Genomic DNA, 14,108 nt, shown 5'->3' with positions numbered 1-14,108 from the left:
AACTCTCATGATTAAAACCAGAGCAATAATTATTATTACTTTGCTTCTCTCGCTTTGGTCGGGAAAGAGTTTTGGTCAATTATATGTCTCCCATGAAGTAGGTGTAATTACCGGTCCTGCTGGCTTCTTTACAGATTACGGCGAAAGATGGAATGTTAGGAACAACCTTGAAAATGATGGCTTTGGAGTAGGCCTCGTATATTATGCGAACCTGGCCTACAAACCCTATTGCAATTGTAAACCCACGAAACTATTCTTTAGAAAACACTTTAGAGTTCGAGCCGAGATCGACTATATGCGTTCTAATTTAGACCATTTTGGGCCTGTAGCTTCCAAAAATACTGAAGGCGGGAGGCAACTAAGAGCAATGCATGGGAGTACCGAACTGTATCAAGGTGGCCTGGCGCTGGAATATCATTTCTTCGGAATAAAAGAAGCAAGGGATTTTGCGGTTCTTTTTGCTCCGTTCATAAGCCTAGGTGCAAATTATGTTTATTACAGTCCCGATGCCTATTCAGAACTTGGACCTTTAGACAACCCGAAAGTGTTGTTCAATACCTTTGAAGATGGAATTTTCCTTGAAAGTGGAAGCACCTTTTCTATAAGCGGAAGTGCCGGAGTTAGGTACAGGCTGGGCAGGCAGAACGACCTGCAACTTGAAGCCAGGGCTCTTTATTATGATTCAGATAAGATCGATGGGCTCGACGTTCAGGGACCGCAGAATAAATTCAATGATTTTGTACTCTGGTTCAACCTGGGATATATCCTATATCTTAATTAATTGGAAGGAAGTTCAGTAGAATTGATCACCTTTCCTCCTTTTCTCAAAATATCTATCCTGGCCTTTTCATAATCATCTTTATTCAATGCCCTCGTAGCATCTTCGATCAAATTAGATCTAAATCCTTCTCCCAATGCGTCTATGATCGAAAAATAAACACAGTACTCTCCAGCCAGACCGGCAAAATATAATTCTTCAACTTTCTTTTCCTTGAGATATCCGGTAAGACCGGTGGATTTCAAATGCGCATTATCATAAAAACCACTGTAACTATCTATTTTTTTATCGGTTCCTTTTCTGAAAATCGCCTCGATCCATGAAGTATTTAGTTCTGGATGAAACTCTGCTCCCGTGGTATTCTGTATACAATGCTCTGGCCACATCACCTGGTCCAATCCATCTAATTTAATTACCTCGAATTCATTTTTGCCTTTGTGTGAAGTAGCAAAACTAGCGTGGCCAGCAGGATGCCAGTCCTGTGTAGCGATCACAAGGTCAAATTTTTCCTGGAGTTGATTTATTAAAGGCACAATTTCATCACCCTGAGGTACGGCAAGTGCGCCGCCCGGCATAAAATCGTTCTGAACATCTATAAGAATAAGTGCTTTCATTTCAATTTTTGCTTTGAAGACCTAATAAGTTTTTCCCTTTCATCTCTTAACCTTTCGCTGATCCCGATTTTGTAGATATGAGGGTTATTAAATCGCTTATATTCTATAGGTAATTCTGAGAGGCGGCTTAGACTATATTCCGAGATCTCTTTCAGACTCCTTTTATCTATAAGCATTTCACCATTTTCCATCACCTTTTTAAGTATAGGTTCCTGATGAAATTTTTCAAGGTTCATGGATTTATAAGGTTCAAAAGGATGGAACATCTCGGTGATCTTATTTTCTTCAAATAATCCAATGGCATCTGCTCCAATACATTTACCATGATCATCTTTCATCCTGAAAACCTGCTTTTTATGCGGAAGCGTTACCTTGAAGATACTTTCAGAGATCTTGATCCTGGGTTTATCACTGGAAAAAGCCAGTTTATATACTCCGTCCAGGGCGCCATCTGGGTCACCGGTAACCAGATTGGTTCCCACTCCAAAAATATCTATAGGCGCCTGCTGTTCCAGCAAACTTTTAATGACGTGTTCGTCCAGTTGATTCGAGGCCGCGATCTTTACATAATCAAGTCCGGCTTCATCCAGCAGTTTCCGACTTTCTTTAGCAAAATACGAGAGGTCGCCACTATCAAGCCTGATGGCGAGCAATTTTTCACCCCTGCTCTCCATTTCCTTGGCCACCTTAATTGCATTAGGAACTCCGCTTTTAAGAGTATTATAGGTGTCTACCAATAGCACACAACCATCGGGTCTTCCTTCAGCAAAATCACGGAAAGCTTCGAGTTCGTCATCATAACTCTGAATAAAGGAATGAGCCATGGTTCCCGAAACCGGGATATCAAAATTCTTACCCGCAACAACATTACTAGTGCCATCAAAACCACCCACAATCGCGGCGCGCGAAGCATAATATCCTCCAGTTGCCTGAGCTCTTCTTAGTCCGAAATCAAGCAAAGTGGAATCACCGGCAACCAATCTTATCCTACTGGCCTTTGTAGCGATCAAGGTTTGAAAATTAAGCAGGTTCAAAAGAATAGTTTCTATGATCTGAGCTTCTATAATCTTCGCTTCTACCTGTAGCACTGGCCGGGTTGGAAAGACCACATCCCCTTCGCTGGCAGAATAGATCCTCCCTCTGAAACGGAAATCCCGCAGATATTTTAAAAAGTCATCTTCGAATCCCTGCTTTTTTAGAAATTCAAGATCACTTTCGTTGAATCTTAATTCTGAAATTATTTCCAGCAGATTTTCCAGTCCAGAGAAGATCGCGTAACCTCCATCATAGGGAATTTTTCTAAAGTAATAGTCGAATATCGCGTTATGATCTTTTTGTCCTTTTTTAAAGTAGACCTGTGCCATGGAAAGTTGGTACTGATCTGTATAAGTAGCAGAAAAATTATTCATGGATATTTGATTGGTTAGCTATCGCTGATCTCCTTCAGTTTAGATTCATAAAGCCGGAGATCCTCATCGTTGAAAACAACAAATTTAATCTTTTTAAGATGCTCGAGCTGCGGCAGTTCTGCTAAAACTGTATTAAAAACAACCTCTACCGCTAGATCTGGAGGATACCCAAAGATGCCTGTGGAGATTCCGGGAAACCCAATGGATTCTAATCGCTCCTTATCTGCTAGACGCAAACTATTCCTGTAGCAAGAGGCCAGAAGTTCCTTTTCGGGTTTATCACGACCATATACTGGACCAAGGCAATGAATTATTTTTTTATTGGGAAGATCAAAGGCGTTGGTGAGTACTGCTTCTCCGGGATATATTGGAGCAAGAGGTTTACATTCCTTATAAAGCCCTGGGCCGGCCTTTTGGTGTATTGCTCCCGCAACCCCTCCGCCTGGAGCAAGTTCGGCATTGGCTGCATTCACTACAACATCGAGATCTGGCTGATCTGTGATATCGCCTTTAGAGACCTCTAACTGAATATTCTGATCGTTGTAAACCATACTTTTAAGGTATAATTTACGCAATAATCAAAACAAGGAAAAATAAGATCGGTTATTAGTCTTTCAGATCTTCGGAAATGGAGATCTGGTACATCTCACCATCAGTTGGTTCCAGTAATTTTGTGCTTTGCAATTCTATGGTATTACCATTCTGAACCCATGGAATTTCTTCCGAAGGATTTTCAGCATCATAACCAGTGAACCAAGCAAAATCTATTTGTTGATAATAGGAAGTGATCTTTAGATCATATACCTCGTCTTTTTTACTCCATTCTATAAGGAATTCACTGTCGTTAGGAATGGGCTCAGCGGTATTTGGATCTCCGCTATCTGAGATAAAGATCGTATTCATATCTCCAGGTTTAAACCATATATAGGTGTTATCCCATTTATCTCCATAACTTTCTGGATTGACCAGGGCTACGGGATTACATCCTGTAAAAGATAGGAAAAAGACTACAAGTAAATTTAACTTAATAATTCGGCCGAAAAAACGGCTATTAAAAAGTGCTGGGGCAAATTTGTATTCAGAGAATACATTTTTTAATAATGTCATTTCTATTTTCGATATAATAGGCTAGATCGCAATAGATTTTTGGGGCGGCGCGAAAATATGCCTATTAAATCCCGCAGAAAAACCTGAGACTGGTTTTTCTACAAGCTCATCAATTAACTCGATAAAAGACCATAAATCGGAGTTTTTTCAGCGTAGGAAGCTTACAATGTTAATTTTGGTTAAAATGCTCCCGGCAAGACCATTATCACCTATTTATTTCATCAATAAGACATTTAATATTAAATTTATAAAGCACTGCTTTTCAGTAGACTCGCCAATTAAAAGAAGGCGTTATGAGTTTAGCAAGAACAAAACGGGGACTGGTGTTCAAATTAATTTTCAGCATGATATTCAGCTTCTGGATCTCACAGAATATTTATGCTCAGACTGACAAAGACTCTTCAGAAACATCTGAAATAGACTACAAAAAAGAAGCGCCAGATTTTGAATTACCAGATCTGGATGGCAAAATGGTCCAGTTGCAGGATTATAAGGATAAAATACTGGTATTACATATTGCCACTACCTGGTGCCCATTTTGTAATGCGGAAGCTCCACATCTGGAGAAACTATACCAGGAATATAAGGATAAGGGGGTAGAAGTATTGATCATCGACGTAAAAGAGCCTAAAGAGCTGGTAGAACAACAACTGAAAAAGAAACACGATCTGTCTTTTCCTATTTTACTGGATACAGATGGAGAAGTTGCCGCCAGTTTCGCTCCGGAAAAAATTCTGCCGGAACTATCCAGGGATGAGGTAATGCTGGCTTCGAATCTTATCATAGATCAGGAAGGCAAGATCAGGTTCATGTCACTCCTTGATTCCAAAAATTTTGACGCTGAACTCCTGGCACTTAAGGAAAAACTCAATGAGCTTCTTTAAGCAAATACTAATTACATTTCTTTTTCTTCAGCTTCAAACCGATTTTGTCGCTCTTGATAACGACTTAACCGAGATCAATATCAATGACGCTTATACCGAAGTTATTATTTCGTTCAGCATAGAGCCAGGCTACCATATTCAAAGCGATAAAGATGTTCCTGAAAATATAATTCCTAGTTCAATAATTTTTGAGCCGTCCAGTGCATTTTCAATATCACTTCAACAACTGCTTGTTCCTGCTTATGACACTATTTATTTAGACAAAATCCCCCATGAGGTTATAAGTCATGAATTTCAGGCAAAAGTTCAATTACGCCCTTTAGATTCAAAAAAATTAACCACAGAGAAACTTAAAGGTGTGCTTACTTACCAGGCATGTGATAACCGGAAATGCTATTTCCCCAGAGATCTCAAATTTGAAATAGCTCTATAAAAAAAGCCACTTCAAAATGACGTGGCTTTTTAAAATTTCAAACTATTGATTATACCTTTTTATAACTGGAATGATACTCTTCCATAAGGTTCATAATAGCGTTCATTAATTCTTTAGTTTCTAGCAGAATATTGAAGTATAAAGTCGTGTTCTTAGGACTTGACTCTTCAGTTCTTGTTCTTGAAACCTGTTTTTCTATCTTATCATTGATGCTCTTAAGCATTTCAGGTTTAGAATCTACAATATCACTAATATATTCAAACCTCTTATCGGTAAAGATCCTGTCGATCTTTCCAAGAAGATCACTTAAAGTATCATCTACCTCTTTAAGATCGGTGATTTGATTATACCTAAGCGGCTTGTGATTATTGTTGATATGCTTGTAACTCTTTTTAGAGATATATTCTAAAGACTGAGCTATATCTGTAAGATGACCAAGGATAGCGATATAGAAACTACTTCCTCTTACGCTTGTCTCATCAAGACTTTTAATAAAGAAGAATATATGATCACGAAGATCTTCAATTTCAGCTTCAAGCTTATCTACACCTTTCTTACTTTTCTTAAGCTTCTTCTTATCCTGTTTGGCCAGACCGGTCAATACATCTGAATAGATCTTGTTAGATCTTGAAACCACGTTGGAGATATTATCTGCACTTTCAGCGATAATTCCCTGTACGGTCTTACTTTCAGATTTTTTAAGACCAGATTTATCTGCTTTCGCGATCGCCTTGTTCTTATGAGAAATATAGTTTCTCACCAATAGTCCAATAGCTACTAATAACAGAATTGCTATTGCAGGTCCTTTCCCAAGGAAGATGATATAGGTAAGGATCCCGGCTGCGGTAAATGCGCTAAATGCCGTAAAGAACCATCCACCAATCACATTAAGCACCCCTGCAACTCTGTAAACTGCACTTTCTCTTCCCCAGGCTTTATCTGCCAGCGAAGTACCCATAGCCACCATAAAGGTCACATAGGTTGTAGATAATGGTAATTTATAAGAAGTTGCGATAGAGATAAGAACTCCGGCAACCGTAAGGTTTATAGAAGCCCTGATCATATCAAAAGCCGGTTGTTCTTCAGCTTTATCCCCTACAAGGATATCATCTGGTTTCTCAAAGCTTTTGCTGATCCTTCTCTTTGTACCAACTGGTAATATATGTCTTAAACCGTCGGCAAGTTTTGTACTTCCTGCAACTACAGCTCTGGATAACATATTAGGATCGAACTTTTCTGTTCCGTGACCCTGTCTGGAAAGACCAATTTCTGTCTCTGCTACGCTTCTTGCTTTTTTAGAGAACCACAAGGTTAAAACCATGATACCTCCAGAGATGAACAACAGGATAGGTTCTGCCGGTACTTTCTCTCTTAAAACTTCCATAGAGAAAGAAGACGCCGCCTGTCCAGATGCTGCCCATGCCTCGTAAGAGTGATATGCAGCCATTGGTACCCCGATGAAGTTCACCAGGTCATTCCCAGAGAATGCCAGAGCAAGACCAAAGGTTCCAATCGCGATAACTATAATAAGTATACTTTTCTTGAATATTTTCATGAACAACCATGAGAACAGGGTCCAGAATACAAAACTAACACCAACTACAGTTAGCCACTGGCTGGCAAGAATATCTTTAAAACTTCCGTAGTAAGGGGTTCCTTTTAAACCTTTAAAGAAGATAAAATACCCGATAGCGGTCAAACAAACTCCACCAAAGATGGCCCCGAAATTCTTAACCTTCTTCTCATATTCAAATGAAAAAACCAACCTGGAGAGCCATTGTACAAGGGCACCTATAGTAAAGGCGATGATTACCGAGAGGAATATCCCCGAGATAATTTCACCTGCTTTGTCTGTATTTATATACCCAGCAAGGTTTGAAAGCGTTTGCGTGTCTGAAGCACTTATTTTTATTAAGGCCATAACAACGGCTGCACCCAGTAATTCAAATACAATAGATACCGTTGTAGAGGTCGGCATCCCAAGGGTATTGAAAAAGTCCAGCAAGAGAATATCGGTGATCATCACGGCCATGAAAATGATCATGATCTCATCGAAGTAGAACTGGCCGGGCATAAAGATCCCTTTACGCGCCACTTCCATCATTCCGCTGGAGAATACTGCTCCAAAGAAAATACCCAGACTGGCCACGATCATAATGGTCTTAAATGAGATCGCTTTGGAACCAATAGCTGAGTTCAAAAAGTTTACAGCATCATTACTAACTCCAACCACCAAATCGGCGATGGCAAGAACCACTAATGCTACTAACATCAACAAATAAATATTTTCCATTTTTTATGTTTAAAAAGCGGTGCAAGTATCCAATCAAATTAAGGATTTACTGTTACCAAATTGTTAATTTTTAAAAGTGAAAATCAAAACCAGCTCTAAAAGCTATATAGTCGTTTATATCATCCTGTAAGGCATAGGTCAAATCTGCCTGAATCTTTAATTTATGCCCTACAATATATTTAGAACCTCCCAGAGTATATTCTTTTCTGTTCAATAAATTTGTTATTTCTTTAAAATCGTTGGTAGAATACCTTGCGGCGATCTCATAATTACTTTTGAATAAATAACCTGCCTGAATATTAAAAGCATTTCCCACACCAACAACATAGTCTGGAAGATTGGTCTCACCTTCTCTAATTGCCAGAGGTGCATCTGCCTCCCTGTTCGCATATTCAGCCTGCATAGACCAACCATTATATTTAAAAACGGCATCCAAGAATAATGTGGTGATATCTGTTTGATACAAAGTACCATCTTCCAGGATCATATAACTACCCAGGTTACTTCTTGTTTTTACCGCATCGTCGTTAAAATCGTAAACCGCACCCAACATCAGTTTTGGGGTTTGTTCTCTTTCAAGGTCTGACTGTACATAATCTCCTTTATTAGTAAATTCACCGAAAGGCAATAATTCAAGTCTACCGGTATACTGCAAACCACCAAGATTACCTACAGTGATATTTCTCCCCTCACCCTGGGAAAGGGCCAGTTTCTCTTTGATCACAAAATTCTCCCCGATATTTATCTTGTGGTGAAGTTGTAATCCTATATCACGGTCTATATTGAATCTGCTATTTAGGATAGATCGATCTATAAACTGAAGGTTGGCGGAAGAAACTACACGTTCTACGTTACCGGGAAGTTTGGTCTGACCAGCCCATAGTTCGAAGTTCTCATAGAAATTCCATTTAAGAACCGCATCAAGGATATATCTAGGAGCATTCCGGGTAAATTCATTGGCACCAGAAATGTCATTGTTAGATAATCCTAATTCGATCTTGTATTTAAGTTTTGGAGTAAGCGCCCAACCGTCAAATTTCAATCTGGCTCTTCTAATTAGAAACGCCTGCTCTGGATCTTCAAAGTTTTCACCATCATAATCCCAGGAGGTATATGATCTAAACTGAATCCTTGGAGCAAATTTCACGCTAAAAGAACTGTCCTTAGCCGTGAAGTTGATCAATCCTTTACCAAATTTTGTATCGCTAATCTCCTGTGAGTACAGGTTAAAAGAAGTCAAAACACACACTAGTACTGCGTAGATCGCATTTTTCATGAAAATCGTTTATTAAGTTTTTGTCGCCGGCAAAGAAACGACTCCAAGGTTAACTTAATGTTTCCAAACAGTTAAGACTACGGCAAGTTTTTATAAGAAAAAAAGGGCCGCCTTTAAAGACAGCCCTTACACACTATACTAATCAAGTCGACAAAAACTTAAACGATTTTAAGTGTGTCTTATATAGGCAACAAATAAAACCCACAAGTTTAAACTTTGCATCAACGGTATATTAAATAAAAATTAAGGATTAGATTTCCTAAAGGATAGAATTAGTGATAGGTTCCATCTGAAAACAAAAAAGCCACTCGTAAAACGAATGGCTTTTTTTGCTCCTCCTCTTAGGCTTCCCGAGACTTGTTCCCCGCCCGGGATAAACTTCTCGCCCAAATATTAATCCATAAAAAAAGCCCAACATAAATGTCAGGCTTTAATTTTGCTCCTCCTCTTGGGCTCGAACCAAGGACCCTCTGATTAACAGTCAGATGCTCTAACCAACTGAGCTAAGGAGGAGTGTTTTGCTTTGTAAGCGGTTGCAAATATAAATCAATTTTTAAATGCCGTCAAAAGATTTTTTCGATTTTTTTTGAAGAATTTTTAGAGAATTTTGAATCCCTCAGAATGTCAATATTTTAGGTGCTTGAGCAAAATATTATAATTTTAAATTTCTTCATTAGAAAAAGTAAAAACCAAAAAAAAGGCAGTGCCAACGCACTGCCTTTTCTATTTTAATTGATATCATCTACTTATTCAAAAAGCCAGCGATAGATATCATTTCCATTCGCGTAAAGCACCAGGGCGATCAATAAGAAGAATCCAACCATCTGCGCTACTTCCATGAACTTGTCGTTTGGTTTTCTACCGGTTACCATTTCATATAACAGGAACATTACATGCCCGCCGTCCAGTGCCGGGATTGGCAGGATATTCATAAACGCGAGGATAATCGATAATAAAGCTGTGGTATGCCAGAATCCGGCCCAGTTCCAGGTATCAGGGAATAAACCTCCAATAGCACCAAAACCTCCTAATTGAGAAGCTCCTTTCTTGGTGAATACATATTTAAATTGATATACATAATCACGAAGTGTCCAATACCCGTAATCAAAACCTTTACTTATACTCTGTAAAAAGTTATAGCTTTTTCTCTGGATATCGAATTCGTAATTTTTGACAAACCCAAGTCTACCCTCTTCATTAGGAGTTATAGAAGTACTCTTAATTTTACCGTCTCTTTCATAAACCAAGCTCACCTCTTTTCCTTTATTTTCAACAGATACCGGAGCCAGTTCATGGTAGTATCCTATTTCAATGTCATTTAAAGAGATAACCTTATCACCCTTTTTAAGGCCTGCTTTTTCAGCTGCCAGTCCTGGTTGAACCGAATCCAATACAGGAGCCATTATCGGCACGAATGGCTGCATTATGCCCTGTTCGAACATCTGGGTACCTATTTCTTCTGGAACACTTATAGTTTCCTCGGTCCCATCCTGGTGTAATACCGTGATGTTCTCAACATCTCTCATAAAAAGATGTTTATTGATATCCAGGCTATTCTCGAATTCCTTTCCGTTTACTTCAAGTATTCTGTCCCCATCTTCAAATCCATACTCTTCAAAAGAATCTACAACTGCAAATCCTTCTGGCATATCATCTGGACCAACATAAGCCGTACCCCAAACAAACATGATCATCATATAGATAAGGAAACCTAAAACAAGGTTCACCGTCACCCCACCAAGCATGATGATAAGTCTTTGCCAGGCCGGCTTGCTCCTGAATTCCCATTCTTTAGGTGGAAGAGCCATCTGCTCCTTGTCCATGCTCTCATCGATCATTCCGGAGATTTTGACATAACCACCTAAAGGCAGCCATCCTATCCCGTAAACGGTATCACCGATTTTCTTTTTGAAAAGGGCAAATTTAACATCGAAGAAAAGGAAGAATTTCTCAACCCTGGTCTTAAAAAGTTTCGCCGGAACAAAGTGACCAAGTTCATGCAGAACGATCAAAAAAGACAGGCTAAGTATTAATTGTATGGCTTTTACTAAAAATGGATCCATCAGGTAACTTCAAATTTAAAATCGCACAAAAGTAAGTTTTTATAAGCTCCTACAAAAGTTTATGTTTCAAGTGATTTATCCTCTTCTGAAAATTTCATCAACAGAATTCGACTATTTGATCCCCAGGCTATAACTTTGCAGAAATTTAAACTTATGCTCAAGTTTTTTGCACGATACAAAACCTTTGCCATAGTTTTCTTTATACTCTCAGTAATTATTATTTTCTGCATTTATACATTACTGAAACCCGAAGAACGCCTGCCAGTATACCAGCCAGATATGGTAAATGCTGAACTGGTAGACTCCACCAAGCAATATGTTAGAAAATATCATAAGATCGCCGATTTCGAACTGGTGAATCAAAATGGTGATACGATCACCCAGGAAGATTATAAAGACAAGATCTATATAGCCGATTTCTTCTTTACTACCTGCCTTACGATCTGCCCTATCATGACAGATCATATGATCCAGATTCAGGAGAAGATCAAGAACGATGATGAAGTTTTCCTGCTATCGCATACTGTTTTTCCGGTTACAGACAGTGTGCCTGTTTTAAAGAAGTACGCGGAAGAAAAAGGAGTCATCGATGAAAAATGGAACCTGGTCACCGGGGATAAAAAACAGATCTATGATCTTGCCCGTAAATCTTACCTGGCCACAAAGTCTACCGGAGATGGCGGAAAATATGACATGATCCATACAGAAAACTTCGTCCTGGTTGATAAAGACAGGCAGATTCGAGGATTTTATGATGGTACAGATCCTGAAGCCATCGAGAACCTTATGCATGACCTAAAAGTCCTTAAAGCCGAGGATAACTAATAATTTGGCCTTTAACTTTTGTATTGGTCTAAAATCCATTACTTTTGCCTTGTTTAAAATCAATCTAAATAAAAAGTGAAGGTGACGGTTGCTAATTTAAAACGAGGTCAGCGGGGAATCATCAAAGAATTCTCGGCAGATATGGTACCTCTAAAGCTGCTTGAAATGGGTTGCCTTCCCGGGAACGAGGTAGAACTGGTTCAAACTGCGCCATTCCATGATCCAATGTATCTCAATATAAATGGAAGTCATCTGGCCATAAGAAAAGAAACCGCTTTACTAATAGAAATTGAATTAATAGGCTAATATGGGTAAGCAAATTAATGTTGCTTTAATTGGTAATCCCAACACCGGCAAGACTTCTGTATTTAATCAGTTAACAGGCCTTAACCAGAAGGTTGGTAATTATCCCGGTATTACGGTTGAAAAAAAAGAAGGGATCTGTAAACTTCCCCGGGGCCTGAAAGCCCATATTCTTGACCTTCCCGGAACTTATAGCCTTAACGCATCTTCTTTTGATGAAAATGTTGTTATCGAACTATTACTCAATAAGAACGACAAGGACTTTCCAGATGTCGCGGTAGTAGTTAGCGATGTTGAAAACCTGAAAAGGAATCTTCTACTTTTTACCCAAATAAAAGATCTTGGTATTCCAACAATTCTTGCCATTAATATGGCCGACAGGATGGATAGAAAGGGAATCAGCCTTGATGTAGAACTTCTGGAGGAACGTCTTAAGACGAAGATCGCTCTTATTAGCGCCCGTAAAAGAATGGGCATAGATTATCTTAAAGAACTTATACTTAATTACAGACATATTCCTATCGAGCCCTGCGTAAATGCATCGGTAATAGACCCGGAATATTTCGGAAACTTAAGAAAAGCGTTTCCTAACCAGTCTCTTTACAAATTATGGCTGGTGATCACCCAGGATGTGAACTTTGGAAACATTAACCGTGGAGAACTAAAGAAGAACTCTGATTTCAGCACCAAATCCATAAGCGATCTTAAAAGACTTCAGCAGAAGGAAACCATTTTGAGGTATCAATTCATTAATGGAGTCCTTAGGGAAACCATGAAAGTTGATAAAAATGCCGCGACAGACTTAAGATCCAGACTGGACCGGATCCTTACACACAAGGTTTGGGGTTATTTTATCTTCTTCGGAATATTATTATTGATTTTCCAGGCTATCTACAGCTGGTCGAGTTATCCTATGGATATGATCGATGCCGCTTTCGCTTCATTAAGCGAGTGGACCAAGGATACTTTACCTTCAGGTTCATTTACAAATCTAATATCTGAAGGGATCGTGCCCGGTTTAGGTGGGATCGTAATCTTTATTCCGCAGATCGCATTCCTGTTCCTTTTCATTTCCATTCTTGAAGAATCTGGCTATATGAGCCGGGTTGTTTTCCTTATGGATCGTATCATGAGGCGATTTGGTTTAAGCGGAAAAAGCGTTGTGCCACTGGTATCTGGTACCGCCTGTGCGATACCGGCAGTAATGGCTACAAGAAATATCGAAAACTGGAAAGAAAGGCTTATCACCATCCTGGTAGTGCCTTTTACAACCTGTTCGGCGAGGTTACCCGTTTATTTGATCATTATCGCTCTGGTAATACCAGACAAAGCTTTCCTTGGACTTAATTTACAGGGAATCACCTTAATGATCCTTTATCTTTTAGGGTTTGGAATGGCCATATTTTCAGCCTGGATCCTTAATAAGATCATGAAAACCAAGACCAAGAGCTATTTCGTGATAGAAATGCCGAATTATAAACTGCCTATGATCAAGAATGTCGCGATCAATGTGGTGGAAAAAACCAAGTCTTTTGTATTTGGAGCCGGAAAGATCATTTTAGCTATTTCAGTGATACTTTGGGTTCTGGCAAGTTATGGCCCGGGAGATAATTTTGAAAATGCCGAAGAGATCGTTTCTTCAAATTATACTACTGAAAACAGTATTCCTCAGGATGAACTGGATGAAGAGATCGCATCTTTTAAACTGAAGAATTCTTATATCGGTATCATGGGTAGAGGTATCGAGCCTGCTGTGGCTCCACTTGGTTACGACTGGAAGATCGGTATCGCCATTATTAGTTCATTTGCCGCAAGAGAGGTTTTTGTTGGCACACTGGCTACGATATATAGTGTTGGTAGTGATGAAGAAGAAACCATAAAGAATAGAATGGCCGCTGAAACCAATCCGGTTCTGGGAGGTCCTCTGTTTACTTTTGCCAGCGGGGTCAGCCTTTTATTGTTCTATGCTTTTGCCATGCAATGTATGAGTACCCTGGCTATTGTAAAACGGGAAACCAATACCTGGAAATGGCCATTATTGCAATTAATTATAATGAGTGGTTTTGCTTATGTAGTGGCCCTCATTGCATTTCAATTGCTGAAATAGTAAGGAAAAGAATTGA

At 39.2% G+C, this 14,108-nt stretch carries 13 protein-coding genes and 1 tRNA gene; 6 read left to right on the top strand and 8 right to left on the bottom strand.

Going from position 1 to position 14,108, the window contains the following annotated elements; all coding sequences use genetic code 11:
* The first annotated feature begins 7 nt into the window (after nucleotides 1–7).
* Nucleotides 8–781 carry a THC0290_0291 family protein gene (locus C8P64_RS05655; protein ID WP_108171047.1) on the top strand — a complete coding sequence of 258 codons (774 nt, stop codon included), beginning with the start codon at nucleotides 8–10 and terminating at the stop codon, nucleotides 779–781.
* Here the strand turns inward: C8P64_RS05655 and pncA are convergent.
* From pncA to C8P64_RS05635, 4 genes are read right to left on the bottom strand one after another with little or no spacing between them, the layout of a single operon-like run.
* Complete coding sequence (pncA, locus tag C8P64_RS05650; RefSeq protein ID WP_108171046.1) at nucleotides 778–1,392, bottom strand: bifunctional nicotinamidase/pyrazinamidase; 615 nt, start codon at nucleotides 1,390–1,392, stop codon at nucleotides 778–780. The two genes, C8P64_RS05655 and pncA, sit on opposite strands and share 4 nt — an antisense overlap.
* Complete coding sequence (locus C8P64_RS05645; protein WP_108171045.1) at nucleotides 1,389–2,801, bottom strand: nicotinate phosphoribosyltransferase; 1,413 nt, start codon at nucleotides 2,799–2,801, stop codon at nucleotides 1,389–1,391. The genes pncA and C8P64_RS05645 overlap by 4 nt, the downstream gene beginning before the upstream one ends.
* 14 nt (nucleotides 2,802–2,815) lie before the next feature.
* The gene (locus C8P64_RS05640; protein ID WP_108171044.1) at nucleotides 2,816–3,352 is read right to left on the bottom strand and encodes a macro domain-containing protein; all 537 of its coding nucleotides are present in this window, start codon (nucleotides 3,350–3,352) and stop codon (nucleotides 2,816–2,818) included.
* A 55-nt stretch (nucleotides 3,353–3,407) separates the two neighbouring features.
* A complete protein-coding gene (locus C8P64_RS05635; protein ID WP_108171043.1) occupies nucleotides 3,408–3,908 on the bottom strand; it encodes a hypothetical protein in 501 nt (166 codons plus the stop codon).
* 293 nt (nucleotides 3,909–4,201) lie between these two features.
* On the opposite strand from C8P64_RS05635, the gene C8P64_RS05630 reads away from it, so the two are divergent.
* Nucleotides 4,202–4,792, top strand: coding sequence for a peroxiredoxin family protein (locus C8P64_RS05630; RefSeq protein WP_108171042.1), 591 nt, complete (start codon nucleotides 4,202–4,204; stop codon nucleotides 4,790–4,792).
* Nucleotides 4,779–5,225, top strand: a complete 447-nt coding sequence (locus tag C8P64_RS05625; RefSeq protein ID WP_108171041.1) for a protein-disulfide reductase DsbD domain-containing protein — start codon at nucleotides 4,779–4,781, stop codon at nucleotides 5,223–5,225. Before C8P64_RS05630 ends, C8P64_RS05625 begins: the two co-directional genes overlap by 14 nt.
* Nucleotides 5,226–5,274: 49 nt before the next feature.
* Here C8P64_RS05625 and C8P64_RS05620 read toward each other — a convergent pair whose 3' ends face one another.
* From C8P64_RS05620 to rseP, 4 genes are all read right to left on the bottom strand, one after another.
* Nucleotides 5,275–7,518 (bottom strand): inorganic phosphate transporter, encoded by a 2,244-nt coding sequence (locus C8P64_RS05620; protein WP_108171040.1) that lies wholly within the window; start codon nucleotides 7,516–7,518, stop codon nucleotides 5,275–5,277.
* Between the two features lie 70 nt (nucleotides 7,519–7,588).
* Nucleotides 7,589–8,794, bottom strand: coding sequence for a porin (locus C8P64_RS05615; protein WP_108171039.1), 1,206 nt, complete (start codon nucleotides 8,792–8,794; stop codon nucleotides 7,589–7,591).
* 439 nt (nucleotides 8,795–9,233) lie between these two features.
* Nucleotides 9,234–9,307: transfer RNA gene (locus C8P64_RS05610), tRNA-Asn, on the bottom strand.
* 233 nt (nucleotides 9,308–9,540) lie between these two features.
* Nucleotides 9,541–10,857, bottom strand: a complete 1,317-nt coding sequence (gene rseP, locus C8P64_RS05605) for an RIP metalloprotease RseP (RefSeq protein ID WP_108171038.1) — start codon at nucleotides 10,855–10,857, stop codon at nucleotides 9,541–9,543.
* 153 nt (nucleotides 10,858–11,010) lie between these two features.
* Between rseP and C8P64_RS05600 the strand changes: the two genes are divergently transcribed.
* The 3 genes from C8P64_RS05600 to feoB all read left to right on the top strand — a co-directional run bounded on the left by C8P64_RS05600 (nucleotide 11,011) and on the right by feoB (nucleotide 14,092).
* On the top strand, nucleotides 11,011–11,682 hold the full coding sequence (locus C8P64_RS05600; protein ID WP_108171037.1) for an SCO family protein: 672 nt from the start codon (nucleotides 11,011–11,013) through the stop codon (nucleotides 11,680–11,682).
* A gap of 75 nt (nucleotides 11,683–11,757) precedes the next feature.
* A complete protein-coding gene (locus C8P64_RS05595; RefSeq protein ID WP_011711045.1) occupies nucleotides 11,758–11,988 on the top strand; it encodes a FeoA family protein in 231 nt (76 codons plus the stop codon).
* A 1-nt stretch (nucleotide 11,989) separates the two neighbouring features.
* Nucleotides 11,990–14,092: a ferrous iron transport protein B gene (feoB, locus tag C8P64_RS05590; protein ID WP_108171036.1), complete on the top strand. Its 2,103-nt coding sequence runs from the start codon at nucleotides 11,990–11,992 to the stop codon at nucleotides 14,090–14,092.
* Nucleotides 14,093–14,108 lie beyond the last annotated feature (16 nt).

Source organism: Christiangramia gaetbulicola (assembly GCF_003054225.1).
GTDB classification, from domain to species: domain Bacteria; phylum Bacteroidota; class Bacteroidia; order Flavobacteriales; family Flavobacteriaceae; genus Christiangramia; species Christiangramia gaetbulicola.
Note: the sequence above shows the minus strand (reverse complement) of the source record. Positions and strands in the feature narration are given on the sequence as shown.